This window comes from Salinibacterium sp. SWN139, from assembly GCF_015864625.1.
Classification (GTDB): domain Bacteria; phylum Actinomycetota; class Actinomycetes; order Actinomycetales; family Microbacteriaceae; genus Rhodoglobus.
In genome coordinates this window covers 239,692-261,600 of record NZ_JADYWV010000003.1, presented here as the reverse complement: position 1 = coordinate 261,600, position 21,909 = coordinate 239,692, and the positions used below count along the sequence as shown (strand labels likewise).

The window sequence follows — 21,909 nt, the reverse complement described above, 5'->3', positions numbered from 1 at the left end:
TCACCAGGGTAACGAGAGCTTCACAATTTTTGGTGGAGGCCCGTTATCCCCACCCCGCGCACAGACCGGTACGTTCCACAAGGTAAGTTTGAATCATGACTACCGTCCCGGCAGCCTCCACAATGGTTCACGCTCGTGCCCCCGGCAAGATCAATGTCTTCCTCAAGGTCGGCTCCCTGCTCGACGACGGATATCACGACGTCGCCATTGCCTATCAGGCTGTTTCGCTGTGTGAAGATGTGCGCGCTTTTCACGCCGACGACTTTTCGGTGTCGGTTACCGGCACCGTCGATCTTTCTCGTGTGCCCACCGACGGCTCCAACATCGCCATCATGGCAGCGCGGCTTCTTGCCCGTCGCACCGGCTACCGCGGTGGCGTTCGGCTTGAGATCGACAAGCATGTGCCCGTCACGGGTGGCATGGGCGGAGGCTCGGCGGATGCCGCAGCAACCCTCTTGGCGTGTGACGCGCTCTGGGGCACGAACATCTCTCGCGAAGAAATGCTCGGCCTCGCTTCTGAATTGGGCGCCGACGTGCCCTTCGCGCTCACCGGCGGAACCGCCATCGGAACGGGCCGTGGTGACCAGCTCAGCGCTGCCCTCGCCAAGGGCCAGTTTCAGTGGGTGCTGGCCCTGTCAGACGAGGGGCTGTCAACGCCCGCCGTTTATACCGCTCTCGACGAGCACCGTCAGCAGTATGCGCAAGACATTTTTCCGGCCGAAGTAGCGCCCTCGGTCGACTCCGATGTTCTGCAGGCGCTGCGTGCCGGCGACCCGCACATGCTTGCCGAATGCCTCCACAATGACTTGCAGGCTCCCGCCCTCAAAATGGCGCCGTCGCTCGCCGGTGTGATCGAACTCGGTGAGAAAAACGGTGCCCTCGCTGGCGTCGTTTCGGGCTCGGGCCCCACGGTCGCGTTCCTCACCGCAGACCTCGATTCAGCCCTCGAACTGCAGATTGCGCTGAGCGCAGCGCAAATGAATGTCGTTCGCGCGACCGGTCCGGTTCACGGCGCGCGAATCATTACCGACTAACCCGGCTAGGCTTGCCCGAATGGCACACCTTCTTGGCGCTGAGTCCCTTCATCTTGAATTTCCGACCCGCGTAATCTTTGACAATGTCACGATCGGCCTCGACGAGGGCGACCGTATCGGCATCGTCGGTCGCAACGGTGACGGCAAAACCACCCTTATGCGGATGCTCTCGGGCAAGCTCGACCCCGATGAGGGGCGAGTAACCAGGCGCAACGGCGTCACTCTCGGCATGCTCGATCAGGCCGATGAACTCGATGGCACCAAGACCGTGCACGAGACCGTCATCGGTGACATCGATGAGCACGTGTGGGCGGGCGACCCCAAGGTTCGCGACGTTATTGCCGGACTTGCTGCTGACATCCCGTGGGAAGCCAAAGTTGGCGACCTCTCCGGTGGTCAGCGCCGCCGTGTTGCTCTCGCTGCGCTGCTGATTGGCGACTGGGATGTCATCTTCTTGGATGAGCCCACTAACCACCTCGACGTCGAAGGTATCTCGTGGCTTGCGAACCATCTCAAGCGCCGCTGGGGCACTAACGCCGGTGGGTTGCTGGTCGTCACTCACGACCGGTGGTTCCTCGATGAGATTTGTACCGCAACGTGGGAGGTGCACGATCGTCTGATTGAGCCCTTCGAGGGCGGCTATGCGGCCTACATTCTGCAGCGTGTTGAGCGTGACCGCATGGCAGCCGCCTCCGAGTCGAAGCGTCAGAACCTCATGCGCAAAGAGTTGGCGTGGTTGCGCCGCGGTGCTCCCGCGCGCACAACGAAGCCGAAGTTCCGTATTGATGCGGCGAATGATTTGATTGAAAACGAGCCGCCCGCCCGCGATAGCGTTTCGCTGTCGTCGATGGCAATGCAGCGTCTCGGCAAGGATGTTGTTGACCTCGAAGACGTTACGGTCACCTATCAGGTCACGGATCCTGCCTCCGGAGCCTCGGGCGAGAAGACCGTGCTGAAGGATGTCACGTGGCGCATCGCTCCTGGTGAGCGCACCGGCATCCTCGGCGTCAACGGCGCCGGAAAGTCGACCCTGTTGTCGCTCGTCTCGGGAACCCTGTTGCCCACCAAGGGTCGCGTCAAGCGCGGTAAGACCATCAAGGTCGCCACGCTCACCCAGCAGCTTGCCGAGCTCGAAGACATTTGGAACGAGCGCGTCAGCACGGTCATTGGTCGCCACAAGAGCACCTATGTCACGGGCGGCAAAGAAATGACGCCGACCCAGATGCTGGAGCGCGTTGGTTTCACAAGCACGCAGCTCTCCACCCCGGTGAAAGACCTCTCGGGTGGGCAGAAGCGTCGCCTGCAGTTGCTGCTCATTTTGCTTTCGGAGCCGAACGTTCTGATTCTGGATGAGCCCACTAACGACCTCGACACCGACATGCTTGCGGCCATCGAAGACCTCCTCGACACCTACCCGGGAACGCTGCTGGTTGTCAGCCACGACCGGTACTTGCTCGAGCGCGTCACCGACCAGCAGTATGCCGTGATGGAGGGCAGCTTCCGCCACCTGCCGCGCGGTGTTGACCAGTACCTCGAATTGCGCACGCAGCAGCTCAAGGGCTCCACGGGCGCTAGCGGCGCTGCCGCTGGTGCTCCGGATGCCACGGCCGCCAAAGCGAAGCCCAAGTTGGGCGGTGCTGAACTGCGCAACTCGCAAAAGGAGCACGCTGCTGCCGGTCGCAAGATCGCCAAGCTGCAGGGGCAGATCGCTGAACTTCACCAGCGCATGGCCGCTCATGACCAGTCAGACTTTGCTGGTTTGGGTGCCCTCGTCGGCGAGCAACAGGCGCTGCAAGAGGCGCTCGACACTGTCGAGACCCGCTGGCTCGAACTCGACGAACTACTCTCTTAGCGAGCTGCCACACCGATCGGTAGCGCGACGTTGAGGCGGAACCCCTCGGGGCCGTTCTCGGCGTTCACGCCGCCACCGTGTGCTTCCACGATGCCGCGCACAATCGCGAGCCCGAGTCCTGCACCGCCTGATCCGCTCGACTCCTGATCGGGAGTGCGGGCTTCGGTGGCACGCCAGCCGATCTCAAACATGTGGCTGAGGTCTTCGCTGGCCACACCGCTGCCCTGATCGAGCACCGAAAGCACGAGGCTCGTATCGTCGCGCTGGTCGGCACTCACCAGAATTTGCGAATCGGCGGGCGCATAGCGGATGCTGTTGGTGAGCAGATTCACCACGACGCGAGTGAGCTCGTGGGGGTCGGCCCAGAGCATCCGCCCCTCCACACCGGCATGGCTGATCTGGATGCCGCGGGCCGCAGCCAGCTGGCTGACGTCGGCAACGGCATCCGACACAATATCGAGCAGCTCAACGTTCTCGGGGCGGAGCTTGAGGGTGCCGCTCTGGATGAGCGAGAGCTCGAAGAGATCATCCACGAGCCGGTTCATCGTGCCAACTTGGGCGCGAATCTGGCGCAGGTAGTCGCTCGGGTCATCAACCGCGCCCGCATCCAAGGCTTCGGCGAGAGCGCTGATGCCGGTGAGGGGAGTGCGGAGGTCGTGCGAGATCCAGGCGAAGAATTGGCGGCGCGACGCATCGAGGCGAGCGATTTCCTCACGGGCGGCAGCGAGGCGTTCGGACGCTGCCGACAACTGCACCGATACTTCAGCGACCTCTTTCCAGGTGTTGGTATTGGCGGTCACAACAGCGCCAGCACCAACTTGAGCGACGCTGTGGCGCAGTTTTGTGAACTCCCGACGAACGGCCCGTCCGCTCACGAGGGCCGCGATAAGACTCATGAGGGTGGAGATTCCGACGACCCAGAGCACAACCTGCAGATCGTGGGCCGAGAGATACATTTGGGCGGTCACCACCACGGTCGTGAGCGCGATCGACACGATCGCTGCGCTCACCACAATGGTGAACTGGAATGCAATCGAGCGACGGCGGCCGAGGCGCAGCACGAGCGTTGCCATCAGCATCACAAAGGCCGTGCAGGCGGCAGCAATGGCGAGAATGAAGAGCAGCTCGCTGGAGTTGAGGATCATGCGGCATCCTTCACAGTGAAGCGGTACCCCTTGCCCCACTCCGTGAGGAGGTAGCGGGGAAATCGCGGTTCGGGTTCAATCTTTTCGCGCAGGCGGCGAACGTGCACCGTGACGGTGGATGCCTCGCCAAAGCTCCAGCCCCAGACCTCGCGCAAAATATCGTCGCGGCTCAGCACGCGTTCGGGGTTCTGCAACAGAAAGAGAAAGAGCTCGTATTCGCGGGTGGTCAACGTCATTTCGTGGCCGTCGAGCAAGATCTTGCGATGCGCTGGATCAACCCGAAACTGCCCGAGGGCGAACGGTTCGGATGACACGTGCGAGCTGCGCGTACGACGCACCATCGCGTCCACCCGCAGCTGCAATTCGCGCAGCGAGAAGGGTTTTGCGATGTAGTCGTCAGCACCGTGTTCGAGACCATCGATGCGTTCTTCAACGGCATCCAGAGCAGTCAGCATGATGATGGGCAGTTGCGGGGATGCCGCACGCGCTTGGCGGCATAGTTCGTCGCCGCCGACACCGGGCAGCATCCGATCGAGGATGAGCACATCGGGCAATGGCCCGCGCAGGGCATCGCGGGCTTGGAGGCCATCGCTAATGCCGGTAACGGAATATCCACGTGCGCGCAGAAATTCGGTGACGACCGAGAGCACGGTGGCGTCGTCCTCGACGATCGTGACGCTCGGCTGTTTGTCCATAACCCCAGCCTAGATTGAGCGGTTGTGGCATAACGGGTTTCAATTCTTACGCTCTTGAAACATTCGTCAGTTTCAGGGACACCGCGACTTAGGTTCGTAACCGTCAGCAGGGTGTAGACCGGCTGGCTTCCTCCATAAACACACGAACTTAGGAACTCCCTCATGAGAAAAACAGCTATTTCAGCCGCAGCCATTCTCGCTCTCTCCCTCATGCTCAGTGCCTGCAGCGGTGCAGCCACCGACACATCGAGCAGTGAGTCCGCAGCCCCGGAGTCGTCCGAGACTGAGACTGAGATGATGCACGAAGAGGTCACAGGAACCTTCGAGGGCGCTGGCGAACACTCCGTCGAAGGAACCGTCACTGTCAGCGACATTGAGATCGTACTCTCGGGCTATTCCTCTGATGAGGGCCCCGACCTCAACATCTATCTCACGAACGGCAACGACGAGGATGCCGTAGCAGCCGGCATGCAGATCGACTCCGTCGTGTTCGACGAAGCCAGCCAGACCTTCACCTTCGACGCCATGGATATCTCCGGCTACGACACCGTCGTCATCTATTGCGACAAGGTCAAGGCAATCTTCGGATCAGCATCGCTCTCATGATGAATCGTGCGCTTTCCCTCGTCGCTTCCGTGATCACGGGAGCGGCGAGGGTGGGCCTCGGCATCCTGTGGTTGAACGAAGGTCTCTTCAAAATCAAGGCAGGATTCGACGGAGCCGACATCGGCCTTGTCGTTCAAAGCACAGCATCCAATAATCGGGTGGCAGATGGCTTCGAGGCGTTTACCGCTACTTTCCTCGGTGGCGCCCCCGGCTTCTTTGGCTGGGCCATCCCCGCTCTCGAAGTCGGGCTGGGAATCGCGCTGATCTTGGGCGTGCTGACCTTCCCCGCCGTCCTTATGAGCGCAGTGACGCTTCTGTCGTACTGGTCAGCCGATCAGCTGATCGAGGAGTACCCGATCATGCTGGCCCTCTCGGTCGTTGTCGCGGCGTTCGTGGTCAGCGCATCGCGAATCTCGGTCACCACCATTATCGAGAAGCTCGTACTTCGCAAGAAGCCAGAATCTCGCTTGTTCGCAGCGCCCGTTCGACGCTGGCTCTAGCCGGCATCGACGATCCACGAGATATCGCTCACGGCCCGTTGCTCGCATTGTGCGAGTTACGGGCCGTTTCGCGTGCAGGCAGCAGAGCTAGCCGAGGGCCGCGACTCCTGCGGCACGGGCGATCTCGACAGCACCGAGGGAGATGAGTGCGATGAACGCCCACGAGACGAGGGCGACAACGAGCGAACGGCCACCGGTGCGGATGAGGTTGCCAATACTGATCGCGGCACCGAGTCCGAAGAGAGCCATGCCGAGCAGGAGCTCTTGGCCGTAGGACGCAACCTCAAGAAAGCTGTCTGAGAGCGGAACGAAGGTGCGCACCAGCACAGCAGCGAGGAATCCGACCACGAAGAGCGGCAGGATCGCGGGGCGCTTCGCTGGCTTCACATCGACAGATTCTGCTTCCAGAGTGCCCGCCGCATCGGCGGCGGCCGCGGCCTTGCGATCGCCGCGAGCAACAACAATCCCGGCAAGCGCAACCATCGGCGCCAGCATTGCGACGCGAGTGAGCTTCACCACGACAGCAACGGCGAGGGCTGTTGCGCCTGCGATTTGGGCTGTGGCCACAACCTGGCCCACATCGTGCACACTCGCTCCCACCCACATCCCGAACTCGGCGGTATCCAGACCGATGAGGGGGCGCAGCGCGGGCAGTAGGGCGATGGCGAGGGTTCCGCACAGGGTGACAAGGGCTACCGGAGTAGCGGTGTCAGATTCTTTCGCGCGCGTCATCCCGGCCATTGCGCCAACAGCGGAGGCGCCACAGATGGAGAATCCGGCCGCAATCATCAGCGGCTGCTGACCGGGGAGGCGCAGCATCCGTCCCAAGCCCCAGGTGAAGAAGAAGGTGATGACAACGATCGCCACAATCATGCCGAGCACCAACCAGCCGAGCTCAGCAATGCTCACAAGGCTCAGCTTGAACCCCAATAGCACCACACCGATGCGAAGCAGGCGACGGGCCGCAATGGTGAGGCCTGGCTTCATCTCCGCGCGTACGGAGTTGCGCCAGGGCAGTGCGGTGAACAGGATGCCGAGCACGACGCACGCCGTGAGCGTGGGGATCGCCGGCACAAGAAAACTGATCAGTAGTGCGAGCCCGAATGCCCCTAGTGCCAACCCCAGTCCGGGAATGTTGCGTCGGAATGCGGTTTGCGTAGGGGGGCTATTCACCGTCGAGGCTCAACTTTCTGAGCAGTCCGCTCAATCGTTCTTGTTCCGCGGGAGACATGCGCGCCAGCAAGGCTGTTTCGTCGTGAACCAAGGAAGTAATGGCGCCATCAACACTTTCGCGACCGCTCGCCGTCATTCTCACAATCACACCACGACCATCATTGGGGTCGGTACGACGTTGAACGAGACCGCGCGAGACCATACGATCAATGCGATTTGTCATGGTTCCGCTCGACACCATCGTCTGCTGCACGAGAGCGGTGGGGCTCAATTGGTACGGGGCGCCGGCTTTGCGCAGCGCCGACAACACATCAAACTCCCACGGCTCTACGCCCGCCACAGCGAACGCCGACCGACGGGCGCGCTCCAAGTGCTTGGCGAGGCGACCAACCCGGCTGAGAACATGCAGCGGCGCAAAGTCGAGATCAGGACGCTCGCGGGACCACGCTTCGACAATTCGGTCGACTTCGTCGCGTTGGGGCATCCGGTCATTATCCCAGTTTCACGACACGGATGTGTGCAGCCAAGCCGTCGGGATGGCCCCCAAAACCGTGTGCGAAACCTCCGAATCGGGCTAGGTGCACGACAGAGGGCCAATGACATGGCAGAATTGGTTAGCGCCTTCGGGTGCGGTCCGCTTTGGTGTAATGGCAGCACGGCAGCCTTTGGAGCTGTCCAGTCTAGGTTCGAATCCTAGAGGCGGAGCTGTAAGAGGTTCTGAAAACCCAAGCGTTCTTATTGTCGAAACCCTTTTAGAGGGATTTCAGGGCAAAGAAAAAGCCGGAACCCGACGTAGCGTCGAGGTTCCGGCTTTTTGCTTTCTCAGACTGGTCCGGCCTTTGGCGCTTGTCCGGTCGAGGACCGTGTATTCGGCTGCTTCAGAGCTTGCGTTTGGGGTGTTGCGCGACCTGCGCTGAACCCTAAGTTGGGGACTAGCTGATGTCTGATTGCCGCTGTAATCTCTGGATGATTCCTGACTCGTTAACCGCTTAAATCCGAGAGGCTTTGCCGCCAATGTATCGCCGCTCTGTAGCTGTCCTAGTCGTGGCTGTGCTCGCGCTCGCGGGATGTTCGTCCTATTTCGACAGCCAAGACGACGATCAATCGTCTCAAGAGCTGCTTCACACCGAAGCCGAAAACTCCGCAGATCAACAAGCCGCCGAAAGCGAAGCGAGCGGGGGATGGCTCTGTATCTCGGACCCGACTTATAACGACGACTGGCACGACGACTATGTCTGTTCAAACGGCACAAGCATTGATCGTCCTTACCTGATTCCGGATGATCCATTCGTGGAATCGGAGGAGCTCGCCGCTGCAGCCGCTGCCTATGAGGACAGCTTGAACCGCTAACCGCACGAGCCAGAAGAATCTCTCGCCTCAACCTTGTTCTTCCTGAGTTCTGGGCACGCGCTTTGAGCGCCGCTCATTCAGGGCAGAATAGGTCTATGACCGAACACAAACTCGCCGTCATTGTTCTCGCCGCCGGCCAAGGCACCCGCATGAAGTCCGCTAAGCCCAAAGTGTTGCACCGCCTTGCCGGTCGCGAACTCATTGGGCACGTTGTGGCTGTCGCTCGTGAGCTGAACCCTGAGCACGTGATTGCCGTCGTGCGCCACCAGCGCGACGAAGTGGTGGCGAGCCTCACCGAGCTCATGCCCGACATCCTGATCGTTGATCAAGACGATGTCGCCGGCACTGGTCGTGCCGTTGAGGTCGCTGTCGATTCTTTGCCTGCCGACTTCGACGGGGATGTCGTTGTCGTCAGCGGTGACGTACCGCTTCTCGATTCGGCCACCCTCGCGGCGCTGCTCGAGCAGCACCGCGCACAGTCTGCCGCAGCTACCGTGCTGTCCGCGATTCTCGATGACGCCACCGGCTATGGCCGCGTAGTGCGTGATGCTCAGGGCGGCCTCGATCGCATTGTGGAGCAGAAAGATGCGAACGCTGACGAGCTTTCGATCACTGAGATCAACTCGGGCACGTATGCGTTCCGGGTCGGCCCGCTGCGCGAGCAACTCGTGCGTCTCACGACCGACAACGCCCAGGCGGAAAAGTACATCACCGATGTTGTCGGTCTACTGCGGGGCGTCGGCGCCACGGTTGCCGCAATGCCCGTAACCGCCGGCTGGATGGTCGCCGGGGTCAACGACCGCGTGCAACTGGCCGAGGCCGCTCGCCGCATGAACGAGCTCATTGTGCAGAAATGGCAACGTGCGGGCGTGACGATCGAAGACCCCGCCACGACCTGGATCGATGCGGATGTCACGCTCAACCCCGACGTCGAAATTCTGCCCGGCACCCAACTCAAGGGCGCAACGCTCGTTCAATCCGGCGCCATTATTGGCCCAGACACGACGCTCGTTGACTGTGAGGTTGGCGAGAATGCTGTCGTGAAGCGCACGGATGCCACCCTCAGCGTGATCGGAGCAAACGCCTCCGTTGGCCCGTTTGCTTACCTTCGCCCCAACACCAAGCTGGGCGTCGGCGGCAAGATCGGAACCTTCGTAGAGACCAAGAACTCCACGATTGGTGAGGGAAGCAAGGTGCCTCACCTCAGCTACATCGGTGACACCGAAGTGGGCGTTCAGTCCAATGTTGGTGCCGGAACAATCACGGCAAATTACGACGGAGTGAACAAGAGCCGCACGGTAGTTGGCTCCCACGTGAGAACTGGGTCGCACAACGTCTTCGTTGCTCCGGTTAGAATTGCTGATGGAGCGTATACCGGAGCCGGGTCGGTCATCCGAAAAGATGTACCGGCGGGGTCTCTGGCAATCAACGTCGCTCCGCAGCGCAATATCAGTGGCTGGGTTGAAACCAATCGGGCGGGTACTGCAGCGGCTCAGGCAGCTGCCGCAGCACACGACGATAACGACGCCTGACCGAAGTACGCCGTAACCGCGGCAGAGAGCGAGTCCCCACGTGGCCAGCATAAAAATCTCCGGTCAGAAGCGACTCGTACTCGTCTCCGGTCGAGCTCACCCCCAGCTTGCGCTCGACATTGCTGAAGAGCTCGGCAGCGATCTGGTTCCCACCGATGCCCGCACCTTTGCGAACGGCGAAATCTACGCCCGCTACGACGAAAGTGTTCGTGGCTGCGATGCGTTCGTCATCCAGTCGCACACCGAGCCCATCAACGAGTGGCTCATGGAACAGCTGATCATGGTGGATGCCCTCAAGCGCGCTTCTGCCAAGCGCATCACCGTCGTCTCGCCTTTCTATCCCTACGCCCGTCAAGACAAGAAGGGCCGCGGTCGCGAGCCGATCAGCGCTCGACTGATTGCGGACCTCTACAAGGCTGCCGGCGCCGATCGCATCATGAGCGTTGACCTTCACGCCGCTCAGATCCAGGGCTTCTTCGACGGCCCCGTCGACCACCTTTTCGCTATGCCCGTGTTGCTTGAGCACTTCCAGAAGCTGCTCGATCCCTCCACCCTCACCGTGGTGAGCCCCGACATGGGCCGCGTGCGCGTTGCCGATATCTGGAGCGACAAGCTCGGCGCACCGCTGGCGATCATCCACAAGCGCCGCGACCCCCTCGTGCCCAACAAGGTCACCGTTCACGACATCGTCGGTGATGTTGATGGTCGCGTGTGCCTGCTCGTTGACGACATGATCGACACCGGGGGAACCATCGTGAAGGCAGCCGAAGCGCTCAAGCGTGCGGGTGCCCTCAAGGTTGTTGTTGCCGCAACCCACGCCATCTTCTCCGACCCCGCTCCCACCATTCTGCAGAGCGAGTTCATCGACTCCGTGGTTGTCACCGACACGTTGCCGGTGCCGGAACACAAGCGGTTCCCCACGCTCACGATTCTGCCGATCGCCCCGTTGCTGGCCCGCGCCATCCACGAAGTCTTCGATGACGGATCGGTCACCTCGATGTTCGACGGTGCTGCCTAAGCAATCCCAGCATTTGGCCTGTGCACATGTTTTTTGAGTGCGCCTCACAGGCATACAGTTAACGTATGACTGCGTTGTCCGACCGCCCCTGGCTTACGAGCTATGCCGACGGTGTACCCCAAGAAATTCCGCTCCCCGACGGATCACTTTACGATCTGGTCGAGGCCACTATCGCTGAGTACCCACGCAGCGTCGCGCTGGAATTTTTTGGTAAAGAAACGACCTACGAAGAACTTGGCGATCAGATCGACCGCGCTGCGGAAGGCCTTCGCCTCCTCGGCGTGCAGAAGGGCGACCGGGTTGCTCTCGTGCTGCCCAACTGCCCCCAACACGTTGCTGCGTTCTATGCGGTATTGCGTCTCGGCGCGATCGTCGTCGAGCACAACCCGCTCTACACCGCGCGTGAACTTCGTCACCAGTTCGAAGATCACGGTGCCCGCGTCGTTATCGCTTGGAACAATGCGGTAGAAACTCTGCAAGATTTTCCGGATGACCTCGCGCTCGAGACCATCATTTCGGTCGATGTTCCCCGAGCGATGCGCCTCACGACTCGCGCGCTGCTGCGACTGCCGATCGCGAAAGCGCGAGAATCACGCGCTGCGCTCACCACGAACGTGCGTGGAACGATCACGTGGCACGATCTGCTCAAGTCCGACCCGATCGACGCGCACATCGTGCGTCCCGTGTCAGACGACCTCGCGCTCATCCAATACACGAGTGGCACGACTGGCTTCCCTAAGGGCGCCATGCTCACGCACCTCAACCTGCTTACCAATGCTGCGCAGGCCCGTGCTTGGGTGCCGGCAGTGCCGCGGGGAACCTCCGTCGTTTATGCGGTGTTACCGATGTTCCACGCCTACGGACTCACGCTTTGCTTGACGTTTACGACGAGCATCGGTGCGCGGCTCGTTCTGTTCCCTAAATTTGATCCTGACCTTGTGCTTGCGGTCGTGAAAAAGCGTCCCGCGACGTTCTTCCCCGCCGTCCCGCCGATTTACGCGCGACTCACTGCCGCAGCAGACGCTGCCGGTGTCTCGCTCAAAGGTATTGAGGTCGCCATTTCTGGTGCGATGCCGCTGTCAGCCACCGTCGTCGAGCCGTGGGAAGAACGCACCGGCGGCACGCTGGTTGAGGGCTACGGCCTCTCGGAGACCAGCCCGATCCTTATCGCCAACCCCGTCGGTCCCACACGACGCGCTGGCACCGTCGGATTGCCTTTGCCCAACACCGAAATCCGTGTCGTCGATCCAGATAACCCCACCGTTGATCGCGCGCTGGGGGAGGAGGGTGAGCTCATCGTTCGCGGCCCACAGGTGTTCTCCGGTTACTGGGGCAAGCCTGACGAGACCGCTGAAGTCTTCACGCCTGCGATCGACGACGGCAAAGACTGGTTCCGCACCGGCGATATCGTCACGGTGGATGCCGATGGTTTCGTCACCATCGTTGACCGCATCAAAGAGCTCATCATCACGGGTGGATTCAATGTTGCACCGAGCGAGGTCGAAGAAGCGCTGCGCCGTCATCCGTCGATCGCGGATGCTGCCGTAGTGGGGCTCCCGAGCACGCACAGCGGTGAAGATGTTGCTGCGGCCGTCGTTCTCGCTCAGGGCGCAAGCCTTGACCAAGAGGCCGTGCGCAGCTTCCTGCGCGAGCATCTTTCGGCCTACAAGGTTCCCAAAACCATTGTGAGCGTCGACGATCTTCCGCGGTCCCTCATTGGCAAGGTATTGCGTCGTCAGGTTCGCGACGAACTCCTCGCCGACCGTTAGGTGTTATCGGCCGGGTTTGTCGGAATAACGGCAGGCCCGGGGATCAGGCCAAGCGAACGAAGCAAGGTTTCGCCTCCGTTGAACGCGATTGCGTAGCATTTCCAGCCGGGATCGCCATCGCCCGTGAGCTCGAAGCGCACTGAGTACGACACCGCTTGGGGCGCCAGATATTGCACGTAGGTCGCGCACGTGCGATTGGCTGTGTTGTCGGCAGTAGCGGCAGCAGACACGATGCCCGGAACCACGAGCCCGATAAGTCCTAAGACGACAACAACACGCATCACCCACACGAACGTGCGCGAGCGCAACGGTCGTTCGTTGTGCGGCTCGTAACCGTCGAGCTCGGGGTGCTCATCAGAGGTGCTCATCGTTGGCCATTCTGTCACTTGCAGGTGGTGACGACGCTACTGTCGCCGAGTTAAGACACGAATGGCGGCGAACCCAAGGTTCGCCGCCATCTCGATTAGTGCGAGTCGGTCGCTTCGATCTCGCTGCGATCGCCCGACCACAGGGTGTGGAAGGTGCCATCCATGTCGACGCGCTTGTAGGTGTGAGCGCCGAAGAAGTCACGCTGACCCTGAACAAGGGCAGCAGGAAGGCGCGGTGCACGCAGGCTGTCGTAGTAGGCGAGCGACGAGGAGAATGCCGGGGTGGGGATGCCGGCAGCGGCAGCGCCACCCACAACACGACGCCAGGAATCCTGCGTGCCTGCCATCGCGTCGGTGAAGTACGGCGCGGTAACGAGGGCAACGAGGCCCGGGTTTTCGGCGTACGCCTCGGTGATGCGGTTCAGGAAGCGTGCACGGATGATGCAACCACCGCGCCAGATCTTGGCGATCTCGCCCTTCTTGATGTCCCAGTTGTATTCTTCAGCGCCGGCGACGATCGCGTCGAAGCCCTGGCTGTACGCAATGATCTTCGAGGCGTAGAGAGCTTGGCGAACATCTTCGATGAACGCGGCCTTGTCTTCGACGGCAGGCACCGAGCTCGGGCCGGGCAGGGCGCTGGCGGCCGCGCGCTGGGCGGGCTTCGAGGAGACAGCGCGAGCGAACACAGCTTCGGCGATGCCCGAGACGGGGACTCCGAGGTTGAGTGCGGTCTGCACTGTCCACACGCCGGTGCCCTTGGAACCGGCCTGGTCGAGGATGACATCCACGAGTGGCTTGTCGGTCTTGGCATCGACCTGACGCAGAACTTCAGCGGTGATCTCGATGAGGTAGCTCTCGAGCTCGCCCTTGTTCCATTCGGCGAAAATGTCAGCGATCTCGGCGGGGGTGGCTCCGGTGCCGTGGCGGATGAGGTCGTAGGCCTCGGCGATGAGCTGCATGTCGGCGTATTCGATGCCGTTGTGGATCATCTTGACGAAGTGGCCAGCACCATCGGTGCCGACGTGAGTGACGCAGGGCTCGCCTTCGGCAACAGCGGCGATCGACTTGAGGATCGGGCCGAGGGTCTCCCATGCTTCAGCGGAACCGCCAGGCATGATCGACGGGCCGAGCAGCGCACCCTCTTCGCCACCGGAGATACCGGCGCCGACGAAGTTGATGCCGGTCTCGCGCACTGCCTTCTCGCGACGGATAGTGTCGGTGAAGAGCGCGTTGCCGCCGTCGACGATGATGTCGCCGGGCTCGAAAGCTTCGGTCAGAGCGTCAATCACGGCATCCGTGCCCTTGCCGGCCTGAACCATGATGATCGCGGTTCGTGGCTTCGACAGCGACGCCGCAAATTCTTGATAGGTGGATGCCGGAACGAAGTGAGCTTCGGGGTGCTCGGTGAGCAGCGTCTCGGTCTTCGAGTAGGAGCGGTTGTAGATGGCAACGGTGTTGCCTTCGCGGCTCGCGAGGTTGCGGGCGAGGTTCGAGCCCATAACTGCGAGCCCTACTACGCCAATGTTTGCGGATGCTTGCTCAGCAGCGGTCATATCGTTCACTCCTTGACTCTGGGACAAAGTGGTGGGCCGATGCAGCGCGACTGGTTGGCCCAATCATCAAGCCTAGGGCACGCCGCGCAGCAGGCTCGCGGCATCCATTCAGGCTCGCGGCCGCGGGGAAGCCACGGGGAGACTCACGCGGTAGTCGTCCAGACTACGTACGAGAACTGAGGAGTAGCGTGGGGGTATGAGCAAGCCAATGATCGTTACCGCCATTTTTCACATCCGACCCGATAGCCGCGATGCGGTTGTCGAGGCGCTTCGCACGGCACTTCCTCTCGTGCATGAAGAGCCCGGTTGTGAGCTTTACGCTATCCATGAGACGGCAGACGGCACGCTTGTCATGATCGAGAAGTGGGAGTCTGAAGCGCTTCTTGACGCACACGGTCAAAGCCCGGCTGTCGCCGCTCTTGTCGGCGAAATCGGCCAGTACCTCACGGCAGAGGTCGCCGTGACGCGAATGTCACCCATCCCTATCGGAACCACGGGCAAGGGCGCGCTCTAAGCAGCAGCGCCTCGCTCTAGTAGCGCTCGGGCTCTGGGCCCAAGAGAAAACGGCGCCCGCTGATCTCTGTTGGTGTGATCTCGACCCACGTGTATTTAAGGGTCGGGATGAGGGGCCGAAGCGGCAGTTGGTCTGCTTCGTAAATCTCATCCTGAGATTCGATGACGCGCGCGGTGCCTTTGGCGACGACACTCCACGCGGTGTGCGGCCCCACGAAGTCTGTCTCGAAGGCAACACGGTCATTGATCGTGAGTTTGAGCAGTTTGGTTCCCTGCGATGTGCGCAAAAGTAGTCGCTCGCCCACTGCGATGAAATTGACGGGGGTGATCTCAGGTTCCCCCTGAAAGCTGACGGCGATCCTGCCCAGATCGGCAGTGCGCAGCAAATCCCAGCACGTTTCCAGTGTTAGTTCTTCCACTGGGTTATTCAGATTCTCGCTCATGGAGTCATCCTTCCGTAGCCCAATTCTCCCACTCGGGCCCGCGAGTTACCAGCCTGTGTTGCTGGGAAACGCAGGGGTAGCGGGCAGCGCTGGAGGCATCCATTTACTGGGCTTCGGAGATATATTCTCAACAACTTTGCATTAAGTCTGCTTTAAGGCACACTGGTCAGATTGATATCTGACGTAACGATGCGTCGAGTGTTAGGAAAACAGTGGCTTCACAATTTCCACCCCTCATTGTGATGGGTGTCTCGGGATCCGGTAAATCGACCGTTGGCGCTGCCCTCAGCGAAGCTCTGGGCATGCAATTCATCGATGGCGACGACCTTCATCCGCGAGCTAACAAAGAGAAGATGGCTGCTGGCCACGCTCTGAACGATGAAGACCGCGCACCGTGGCTTGAGATCATCGCCGACCGCATCGGTGCCGACCTTGCTGACGGAAACCCCATCATCGTCGCGTGCTCCTCCCTCAAGCGCTCCTATCGCCGCATCCTCACCGCGCACGCTCCCTCGACGGTTTTCGTCCACTTGCAGGGAGCCCGCGAAGTCATCGCCGAGCGTCAGTCGCACCGCAACCACGAGTACATGCCCAACAGCTTGCTCGACTCCCAGTTCGACACTCTCGAACCGCTCCAGGCCGATGAGCGCGGAGTGCTCGTCGACCTCACCCAGACTCCGGATGACATCGTCCGGTCCATCAAAAAAGACCTCACCGACAACTACGTCGGCTGAGCTGCACTAGAGAAAAAGGACAATGATGACCGATCTCCAACTGCTGTGGGAGTTGCCCACGTGGGGCCTGCTACTGCTCGCTGCCGGCGCCATTGCGCTCCTGCTTGTACTGATCATCGCGGGGCGAGTTCACGCGTTCCTTTCGTTGATCATCGTCAGCCTCGTGACTGCACTTGCCGCAGGTATCCCCACGAACCAGATAATTCCGACGCTCACGTCGGGCTTCGGCGGCACCCTCGCCAGCGTCGCACTGCTGGTCGGTCTGGGAGCAATGCTCGGTCGGATGCTCGAGATGAGTGGCGGAGCGCAAGTGCTCGCCGATTCGCTCATCAACCGCTTTGGTGAAAAGCGTGCGCCTCTTGCTCTCGCTGTAGCGTCGCTCATGATGGGTTTCCCCATCTTCTTCGACGCCGGTCTTGTCGTCATGTTGCCGATCATCTTCACGGTTGCTCGTCGCCTCGGTGGATCGCTCCTGCTCTACGCGTTCCCCGCTGCCGTCGCGTTCTCGGTCATGCACATCTTCGTGCCGCCGCACCCCGGCCCCGTTGCCGCAACCGGTCTTCTTGGCGCTGACGTCGGACTCGTTCTGATCTTTGGTCTCATCGTTGCCATCCCCACCTGGTACGTCGTGGGTTACAAGTTCGGTACCTGGACAGGTAAGCGCTTCGATATTGCGATTCCCGACATCCTCTTCGGTGTTCACGACGACGAGAAGGCTGCAGAGTTCAAGTCGAACCCCAAGCTCGGCACCATCCTCTTCCTCCTTCTCCTTCCCCTCGTGCTCATCTTCATGAACACCGGCCTCAACGCCCTCGCAACCGCTGGCGTTGTTGACCTTGAAAGCCCGCTCGTTCAGGCGCTTCGTCTCCTCGGGGAAACTCCTATCGCTCTGCTCATCACTGTCGTGTTCGCCATGTGGCTGCTCGGCTGGAAGCGCAACAAGAAGCGCACCCTCATCGAGACCATCGTTGACAGCGCCCTCGGCCCGGTTAGCTCGATCATTCTCATCACCGGTGCCGGTGGTATGTTCGGCGGCGTATTGCGTGCCAGCGGAATCGGCGCCAGCATCGCGAGCTCGCTCGACTCGATCGGTATGCCGCTCATTGTTGCCGGCTTCGTGATCGCTGCGATCATCCGCGTCGCCCAAGGTTCTGCAACCGTCGCGCTCACCACTTCGGCGGCGCTCATTCAGCCCGTCGTACTTGCTGACGCAAGCCTCAACCCCGTCGAACTCGCGGCCATCGTGCTCGCGCTTGCCGCCGGTTCGGTGTTTGCAGGTCACGTGAATGACTCGGGCTTCTGGTTGGTCAGCCGTTTCTTCGGCATGGACACCCAGACCACGCTTCGCACCTGGACGGTCGGTCAAGCACTGATCGGTGTCATGGGCTTCGCGATTGCGTTCGTCATCTTCATCATCGCCGGAATGTTCTAGGAGATAGCTGTGGCATCCACCATGTTTGACCTCACCGGGCGTATCGCCCTCGTGACCGGCTCTAGTCGAGGAATCGGGCGCGTCATTGCTCAGGCCTTGGCCGTTGCCGGTGCAACGATCGTGCTGAACGGTCGCGACGAAGAGCGGCTCGCCGCCACTCACTCCGACTTCAGCTCCGAGTTTGGGGCCGACCGCGTCTACGCTCGCGCGTTTGACGTAGCGGATGCCGCAGCTGTCGCCACCGCAATCGCCGAGATCGAGGCCTCCATCGGCGCGATTGGGGTGCTCGTGAACAACGCGGGCATCCAGCATCGCGAACCGATGCTCGACCTCGACGTGGAGGACTGGAACCGAGTCATCTCCACCAACCTCACCAGCGCGTTCCTCGTCGGACGCGAAGTTGCCCGGCACATGCTCGAGCGTGGCGAGGGCAAGATCATCAACATTGCGTCGGTGCAGACCGACCTCGCGCGCCCGACCATCGGGCCGTACACGGTGTCGAAGGGCGGCATCCGCAACCTCACTCGTGCCATGACGGCAGAGTGGGCCAGCGGCGGATTGCAGATCAATGCCATTGCCCCCGGCTACATCCACACCGAGATGACGCAGGCGCTCGTCGACGACGACACCTTCAACAACTGGATTTTGGGTCGCACACCAGCCGGTCGCTGGGGCACTCCCGCCGACCTGGGGGGACCAGCAGTGTGGCTCGCCTCGAGCGGTTCCGACTACGTCAACGGTCAAGTCATCTTTATTGATGGCGGCATGACGGTCGTCGTCTAACCTCCAGCTCTATCGCCGTGCGTCGCTGCCGGCACCGTTCTACAGAAAAGATTGTCATGACAAGTGCAGCCCCCGCCGAAACTCTCGCGGTCACGATTCACGCTCAAGATGACTTGCGCGTGGAGAGCATTCCGTTGGCCCCTCCGGCCGCCGACGAAGCCGTGATTCAGATTGCGTTCGGCGGGGTCTGCGGGTCTGACCTGCACTACTGGTCGCACGGCGCAGCGGGAGAGTCGATTCTTAAGGCTCCCATGATTCTCGGCCACGAAGTTGTCGGCACGGTCATTCAGCAGGCCGCTGACGGGACCGGCCCCGCTGTCGGAACTGCCGTAGCCGTGCACCCCGCAACTCCCGGCGGAACCGAGCCACGGTGGCCCGAAGACCGCCCGAATCTTTCTCCCGGCTGCACTTACCTCGGCAGTGCGGCACGTTTCCCTCACACCGAGGGTGCCTTCGCCGAGTTCGTCACTCTGCCCAGCCGGATGCTGCGAGCACTCCCTAGCTCATTGACCCTGCGCGATGCGGCCCTCGTCGAGCCCGCGAGCGTGGCGTGGCATGCCGTTTCGCGTGCGGGCGACGTTCGCGGAAAACGGGCTCTCGTTATCGGCGCCGGCCCCATCGGTGCCCTCATCGTCGCCGTTCTCAAGCGCGCCGGAGCCAGCGAGATCGTGGCTGTTGACATGTTCGCCGGCCCGCTCGCCATTGCGCGCCAAGTTGGCGCAACCGAAACTCTTCACGCCACCGACGTGGATGCCATCGCCGCAGTCGACGCCGACATCGTTTTCGAATCATCCGGCAGCTACCGCGGTCTCGAGTCTGCCGTTCGTGGCGCCACTCGTGGCGGCCGCGTCGTCATGGTGGGGCTTTTGCCTTCTGGCCAGCAGCCCGCGCTCATCTCTCTTGCCATCACGCGCGAGCTCGAACTCGTCGGGTCATTCCGCTTCAACGACGAGATCGACGAAGTGATTACGGCGCTCGCCGACGGCAGCCTCGTTGTAGGGCCGATCGTGACCCACGAGTTCGCGGCATCCGATGCTCACGAAGCCTTTGCTGTAGCCAAGGATTCGGAGAACAGCGGCAAGGTGCTGCTGCGCTTCTAGTCGAGGAAGATGCGCGGTTCGCCAGCCCAGATGGGCTCGACTTCTTCGATCGTGCGGCTCATGATGCGCTCCATGGAGGCGAACGCGTCGGCCGGGCGCTTTCCCTGAATGGCATCCGCAACATCCACGTGCAGCTGCAGTGCCTCTTCGTGTGGTGTCGCTGGCATCAGCCCGCGGTGGGTGCGGCCGGTCAACACTTCGGCGATCACGCGGTCGAGCCGGGCGAACATCTCGTTGCCGCTCGCGGCCAAAACCAGCGAGTGAAAGCGGATGTCGAGCTCCAGAAACAATTCAAGGTCGCCGGAGCGCCCCACGGCTCGCATTCGCGCGGCCAGCGCCAGCAGCTCGCCGGCGGCGTCGTTGGAGGCGTGCAGGGCTGCGAGCTTGGCGGCCTGAGGCTCGATGGCGCTGCGTAATTCGGTGAGCGAGCGCAACTGGCGTCCGTTCTCAACCTGTTCGAGGCGCCAGCGAATCACGAGCGGGTCGTACAGACTCCACTCCGACATCGGCAGAACGCGCATCCCGACCCGTTTGACGGATGCCACCATGCCGAGCGATTGAAGTACGCGCACGGCTTCGCGAACGACCGACCGCGACACCCCGAATCGTTCTTCAAGCTGCTCGGCGAGGATCGTGGACTCGGGGGAGATCTCACCCGAAACGATGCTGAGCCCGAGATCGTTGAGCACACGTGCGTGAAGGCTTCCGGGCATGCTTCAAGAGTAGTGGTTCAGGTGTCGTCACCGAGCGGCGCCAATCCGCGCAAACTCGGGGCGCTGAACGGCGATTAACCGTGTAAACTCAGCAGTTGAACTTCGGCGAGGGAACCATCTGGTTCCGTTATCGACGCGGCGGGCAAGTCACAGGGCTTTTCCTCACGTGGCAGACCTATGGTCTGCCGGCGTTCGAGTTGAACTACAGACAATGATCTGGGCACTGCGCCCGCCACGAGCACTTCGCTTGTTGCAGGCACTGCGCTCACAACAGACTTCGGTCTTACTAGGAGATAACAATGGCAAAGCCAGGCGTTAACCACGTAGTCACGGATGCCCGTGAATCCTTCGGCAAGGGTGCTGCTCGCAAGCTCCGCGCTGCAGGCAAGATTCCCGCCGTCATCTACGGTCACGGCACCGACCCCATCCACGTTGCCCTCCCGGGTCACGAGATCGGGCTCATCCTCCGCAAGTCGAACCAGATTCTGGACCTCGACATCAACGGCAAGAGCCAGCTCGCACTGGTCAAGGATGTTCAGAAGGACCCCGTTCGCCAGATCATCGAGCACATCGACCTCGTTGTCATCCGCAAGGGTGAAAAAGTTATCGTTGACGTGCCGATCCACGTTACTGGTGAGTCGGCTCCTGGCACCCTCGCCAACCTCGACGCTCCGACCATCTCGGTTGAGGCAGAAGCAACTCACATTCCTGAGTACTTCACCGTCGACATCGAGGGGCGCGAAGAAGGCGCTCACATCTACGCCGCCGACGTCGAGCTCATCGAGGGCTCGAACCTGCTCTCCGACCCCGAGCTTCTCGTTGTCGCCGTCAGCATGCCGCGTGCGTCGGTTGAGGCTGAAGCCGCTGAAGAAGAAGCCGCAGCAGTTGCTGCCGATGCTGCTAGCACCGAGGCTGCTGAATAATCAGATTCTTTCGTAAGCGAGAAATCGTGGATGACCAATGGTTAGTAGTCGGGCTCGGTAACCCCGGGCCCGGCTACGCCGGTAATCGCCACAACGTGGGCCACATGGTGTTGGCCCATTTGGCAGACGAATTGTCTGCCACTTTCAAGAACCACAAAGCCAATGCTGCGGTCGCTGAAGGCCGCAGTTTTGGTGATGGCCCCAAGCTGATTCTGGCGAAGCCCAATTCTTTTATGAATCTTTCGGGCGGGCCCACCGCAGCACTGATGCGGTTCTACAAGATTCCGGTCGAGCGCCTCATCGTCGTGCATGATGAACTCGATATCGATTTCGACACGGTGAAGCTCAAAACCGGTGGCGGTCACGGAGGCCACAACGGCATCCGCGATATTGCTGCCGCTGTTGGCTCTCCCGACTTCACCCGCGTGCGCGTGGGCATCGGGCGCCCGCCTGGTCGCCAACCCGCCGCCGACTTTGTGTTGCAAGACTTTTCGGGCGAAGAACGCAAAGCTCTGCCCAATCTTTTGAGCGATGCCGCGGATGCCGTCACTATGGTGGCGCGCGAAGGTCTCGAAGCTGCCCAGCAGCGTTTCCACAGCCCGCGCTAGTTCTTGCGAGTGCGGCAGTCGTAGCGATGCTGTTGGCGCCGTTGACCCTGCGCTGCACTACCTGC

At 61.3% G+C, this 21,909-nt stretch carries 23 protein-coding genes and 1 tRNA gene; 16 read left to right on the top strand and 8 right to left on the bottom strand.

All coding sequences use genetic code 11. The features are described 5' to 3' along the window. Positions 1-95 precede the first annotated feature (95 nt). Complete coding sequence (locus I6E74_RS11225) at positions 96-1,034, top strand: 4-(cytidine 5'-diphospho)-2-C-methyl-D-erythritol kinase (protein ID WP_197125713.1); 939 nt, start codon at positions 96-98, stop codon at positions 1,032-1,034. Between the two features lie 19 nt (positions 1,035-1,053). Beyond that, positions 1,054-2,886 (top strand): ABC-F family ATP-binding cassette domain-containing protein, encoded by a 1,833-nt coding sequence (locus tag I6E74_RS11220; RefSeq protein ID WP_197125711.1) that lies wholly within the window; start codon positions 1,054-1,056, stop codon positions 2,884-2,886. Here the strand turns inward: I6E74_RS11220 and I6E74_RS11215 are convergent. Together I6E74_RS11215 and I6E74_RS11210 are read right to left on the bottom strand one after the other, a co-directional pair. Continuing rightward, positions 2,883-4,031, bottom strand: a complete 1,149-nt coding sequence (locus I6E74_RS11215) for a cell wall metabolism sensor histidine kinase WalK (protein ID WP_197125709.1) — start codon at positions 4,029-4,031, stop codon at positions 2,883-2,885. The two genes, I6E74_RS11220 and I6E74_RS11215, sit on opposite strands and share 4 nt — an antisense overlap. Continuing rightward, entirely contained in the window at positions 4,028-4,726 is a 699-nt protein-coding gene (locus I6E74_RS11210) for a response regulator transcription factor (protein ID WP_197125707.1), read from the bottom strand. The genes I6E74_RS11215 and I6E74_RS11210 overlap by 4 nt, the downstream gene beginning before the upstream one ends. Positions 4,727-4,888: 162 nt before the next feature. Between I6E74_RS11210 and I6E74_RS11205 the strand changes: the two genes are divergently transcribed. Further along, entirely contained in the window at positions 4,889-5,332 is a 444-nt protein-coding gene (locus I6E74_RS11205; protein ID WP_197125705.1) for a DM13 domain-containing protein, read from the top strand. After that, complete coding sequence (locus I6E74_RS11200; RefSeq protein WP_197125703.1) at positions 5,329-5,832, top strand: DoxX family membrane protein; 504 nt, start codon at positions 5,329-5,331, stop codon at positions 5,830-5,832. Before I6E74_RS11205 ends, I6E74_RS11200 begins: the two co-directional genes overlap by 4 nt. Positions 5,833-5,919: 87 nt before the next feature. On the opposite strand, the gene I6E74_RS11195 is transcribed toward I6E74_RS11200, so the two are convergent. Both I6E74_RS11195 and I6E74_RS11190 read right to left on the bottom strand, forming a co-directional pair. Next, positions 5,920-7,005: a YeiH family protein gene (locus I6E74_RS11195; protein ID WP_197125701.1), complete on the bottom strand. Its 1,086-nt coding sequence runs from the start codon at positions 7,003-7,005 to the stop codon at positions 5,920-5,922. After that, positions 6,998-7,489: a MarR family winged helix-turn-helix transcriptional regulator gene (locus I6E74_RS11190; protein WP_197107535.1), complete on the bottom strand. Its 492-nt coding sequence runs from the start codon at positions 7,487-7,489 to the stop codon at positions 6,998-7,000. The genes I6E74_RS11195 and I6E74_RS11190 overlap by 8 nt, the downstream gene beginning before the upstream one ends. 149 nt (positions 7,490-7,638) lie before the next feature. On the opposite strand from I6E74_RS11190, the gene I6E74_RS11185 reads away from it, so the two are divergent. The 5 genes from I6E74_RS11185 (at position 7,639) to I6E74_RS11165 (ending at position 12,674) form a co-directional block, all read left to right on the top strand. Beyond that, a tRNA-Gln gene (locus I6E74_RS11185) sits at positions 7,639-7,710 on the top strand. Between the two features lie 309 nt (positions 7,711-8,019). Then, positions 8,020-8,355 (top strand): hypothetical protein, encoded by a 336-nt coding sequence (locus I6E74_RS11180; RefSeq protein WP_197125699.1) that lies wholly within the window; start codon positions 8,020-8,022, stop codon positions 8,353-8,355. A gap of 95 nt (positions 8,356-8,450) precedes the next feature. Beyond that, the gene (glmU, locus tag I6E74_RS11175; protein ID WP_197125697.1) at positions 8,451-9,887 is read left to right on the top strand and encodes a bifunctional UDP-N-acetylglucosamine diphosphorylase/glucosamine-1-phosphate N-acetyltransferase GlmU; all 1,437 of its coding nucleotides are present in this window, start codon (positions 8,451-8,453) and stop codon (positions 9,885-9,887) included. A 40-nt stretch (positions 9,888-9,927) separates the two neighbouring features. Then, positions 9,928-10,905, top strand: a complete 978-nt coding sequence (locus I6E74_RS11170) for a ribose-phosphate diphosphokinase (RefSeq protein WP_197125695.1) — start codon at positions 9,928-9,930, stop codon at positions 10,903-10,905. A 65-nt stretch (positions 10,906-10,970) separates the two neighbouring features. Then, the gene (locus I6E74_RS11165; protein ID WP_197125693.1) at positions 10,971-12,674 is read left to right on the top strand and encodes a long-chain-fatty-acid--CoA ligase; all 1,704 of its coding nucleotides are present in this window, start codon (positions 10,971-10,973) and stop codon (positions 12,672-12,674) included. On the opposite strand, the gene I6E74_RS11160 is transcribed toward I6E74_RS11165, so the two are convergent. Next, positions 12,671-13,042, bottom strand: a complete 372-nt coding sequence (locus I6E74_RS11160; protein ID WP_197125691.1) for a hypothetical protein — start codon at positions 13,040-13,042, stop codon at positions 12,671-12,673. The two genes, I6E74_RS11165 and I6E74_RS11160, sit on opposite strands and share 4 nt — an antisense overlap. Before the next feature lie 95 nt (positions 13,043-13,137). Then, positions 13,138-14,595 (bottom strand): NADP-dependent phosphogluconate dehydrogenase, encoded by a 1,458-nt coding sequence (gene gndA / locus I6E74_RS11155; RefSeq protein ID WP_197126381.1) that lies wholly within the window; start codon positions 14,593-14,595, stop codon positions 13,138-13,140. Between the two features lie 196 nt (positions 14,596-14,791). Between gndA and I6E74_RS11150 the strand changes: the two genes are divergently transcribed. Further along, on the top strand, positions 14,792-15,109 hold the full coding sequence (locus I6E74_RS11150; RefSeq protein WP_197125689.1) for a putative quinol monooxygenase: 318 nt from the start codon (positions 14,792-14,794) through the stop codon (positions 15,107-15,109). Between the two features lie 16 nt (positions 15,110-15,125). Here I6E74_RS11150 and I6E74_RS11145 read toward each other — a convergent pair whose 3' ends face one another. Then, positions 15,126-15,551: a pyridoxamine 5'-phosphate oxidase family protein gene (locus tag I6E74_RS11145; protein ID WP_197125687.1), complete on the bottom strand. Its 426-nt coding sequence runs from the start codon at positions 15,549-15,551 to the stop codon at positions 15,126-15,128. 212 nt (positions 15,552-15,763) lie between these two features. Between I6E74_RS11145 and I6E74_RS11140 the strand changes: the two genes are divergently transcribed. From I6E74_RS11140 to I6E74_RS11125, 4 genes are read left to right on the top strand one after another with little or no spacing between them, the layout of a single operon-like run. Then, positions 15,764-16,285: a gluconokinase gene (locus I6E74_RS11140; protein WP_197125685.1), complete on the top strand. Its 522-nt coding sequence runs from the start codon at positions 15,764-15,766 to the stop codon at positions 16,283-16,285. Positions 16,286-16,307: 22 nt separating this feature from the next. Then, positions 16,308-17,717: a GntP family permease gene (locus tag I6E74_RS11135; protein WP_197125683.1), complete on the top strand. Its 1,410-nt coding sequence runs from the start codon at positions 16,308-16,310 to the stop codon at positions 17,715-17,717. A gap of 9 nt (positions 17,718-17,726) precedes the next feature. After that, the gene (locus I6E74_RS11130) at positions 17,727-18,500 is read left to right on the top strand and encodes an SDR family oxidoreductase (protein WP_307784465.1); all 774 of its coding nucleotides are present in this window, start codon (positions 17,727-17,729) and stop codon (positions 18,498-18,500) included. A 56-nt stretch (positions 18,501-18,556) separates the two neighbouring features. Continuing rightward, positions 18,557-19,600: an L-idonate 5-dehydrogenase gene (locus I6E74_RS11125; protein WP_197125681.1), complete on the top strand. Its 1,044-nt coding sequence runs from the start codon at positions 18,557-18,559 to the stop codon at positions 19,598-19,600. Here the strand turns inward: I6E74_RS11125 and I6E74_RS11120 are convergent. After that, positions 19,597-20,313 carry a FadR/GntR family transcriptional regulator gene (locus tag I6E74_RS11120; protein WP_197125679.1) on the bottom strand — a complete coding sequence of 239 codons (717 nt, stop codon included), beginning with the start codon at positions 20,311-20,313 and terminating at the stop codon, positions 19,597-19,599. The genes I6E74_RS11125 and I6E74_RS11120 overlap by 4 nt on opposite strands. Positions 20,314-20,612: 299 nt before the next feature. On the opposite strand from I6E74_RS11120, the gene I6E74_RS11115 reads away from it, so the two are divergent. Beyond that, positions 20,613-21,236: a 50S ribosomal protein L25/general stress protein Ctc gene (locus I6E74_RS11115; protein WP_197125677.1), complete on the top strand. Its 624-nt coding sequence runs from the start codon at positions 20,613-20,615 to the stop codon at positions 21,234-21,236. 26 nt (positions 21,237-21,262) lie between these two features. After that, the gene (pth, locus tag I6E74_RS11110) at positions 21,263-21,844 is read left to right on the top strand and encodes an aminoacyl-tRNA hydrolase (RefSeq protein ID WP_197125675.1); all 582 of its coding nucleotides are present in this window, start codon (positions 21,263-21,265) and stop codon (positions 21,842-21,844) included. Positions 21,845-21,909: the final 65 nt, after the last annotated feature.

What these genes read in the sequence shown, in the direction of transcription:
- I6E74_RS11200 (WP_197125703.1), top strand. Translation starts at nt 5,329, where the DNA reads ATGATGAATCGTGCGCTTTCCCTCGTCGCTTCCGTGATCACGGGAGCG.
- I6E74_RS11145 (WP_197125687.1), bottom strand. Translation starts at nt 15,551, where the DNA reads ATGAGCGAGAATCTGAATAACCCAGTGGAAGAACTAACACTGGAAACG.
- I6E74_RS11125 (WP_197125681.1), top strand. Translation starts at nt 18,557, where the DNA reads ATGACAAGTGCAGCCCCCGCCGAAACTCTCGCGGTCACGATTCACGCT.
- I6E74_RS11190 (WP_197107535.1), bottom strand. Translation starts at nt 7,489, where the DNA reads ATGCCCCAACGCGACGAAGTCGACCGAATTGTCGAAGCGTGGTCCCGC.
- I6E74_RS11160 (WP_197125691.1), bottom strand. Translation starts at nt 13,042, where the DNA reads ATGAGCACCTCTGATGAGCACCCCGAGCTCGACGGTTACGAGCCGCAC.
- I6E74_RS11215 (WP_197125709.1), bottom strand. Translation starts at nt 4,031, where the DNA reads ATGATCCTCAACTCCAGCGAGCTGCTCTTCATTCTCGCCATTGCTGCC.
- I6E74_RS11135 (WP_197125683.1), top strand. Translation starts at nt 16,308, where the DNA reads ATGATGACCGATCTCCAACTGCTGTGGGAGTTGCCCACGTGGGGCCTG.
- I6E74_RS11120 (WP_197125679.1), bottom strand. Translation starts at nt 20,313, where the DNA reads ATGCCCGGAAGCCTTCACGCACGTGTGCTCAACGATCTCGGGCTCAGC.
- I6E74_RS11225 (WP_197125713.1), top strand. Translation starts at nt 96, where the DNA reads ATGACTACCGTCCCGGCAGCCTCCACAATGGTTCACGCTCGTGCCCCC.
- I6E74_RS11165 (WP_197125693.1), top strand. Translation starts at nt 10,971, where the DNA reads ATGACTGCGTTGTCCGACCGCCCCTGGCTTACGAGCTATGCCGACGGT.
- I6E74_RS11150 (WP_197125689.1), top strand. Translation starts at nt 14,792, where the DNA reads ATGAGCAAGCCAATGATCGTTACCGCCATTTTTCACATCCGACCCGAT.
- glmU (WP_197125697.1), top strand. Translation starts at nt 8,451, where the DNA reads ATGACCGAACACAAACTCGCCGTCATTGTTCTCGCCGCCGGCCAAGGC.
- I6E74_RS11115 (WP_197125677.1), top strand. Translation starts at nt 20,613, where the DNA reads ATGGCAAAGCCAGGCGTTAACCACGTAGTCACGGATGCCCGTGAATCC.
- I6E74_RS11220 (WP_197125711.1), top strand. Translation starts at nt 1,054, where the DNA reads ATGGCACACCTTCTTGGCGCTGAGTCCCTTCATCTTGAATTTCCGACC.
- I6E74_RS11210 (WP_197125707.1), bottom strand. Translation starts at nt 4,726, where the DNA reads ATGGACAAACAGCCGAGCGTCACGATCGTCGAGGACGACGCCACCGTG.
- I6E74_RS11180 (WP_197125699.1), top strand. Translation starts at nt 8,020, where the DNA reads ATGTATCGCCGCTCTGTAGCTGTCCTAGTCGTGGCTGTGCTCGCGCTC.
- gndA (WP_197126381.1), bottom strand. Translation starts at nt 14,595, where the DNA reads ATGACCGCTGCTGAGCAAGCATCCGCAAACATTGGCGTAGTAGGGCTC.
- I6E74_RS11205 (WP_197125705.1), top strand. Translation starts at nt 4,889, where the DNA reads ATGAGAAAAACAGCTATTTCAGCCGCAGCCATTCTCGCTCTCTCCCTC.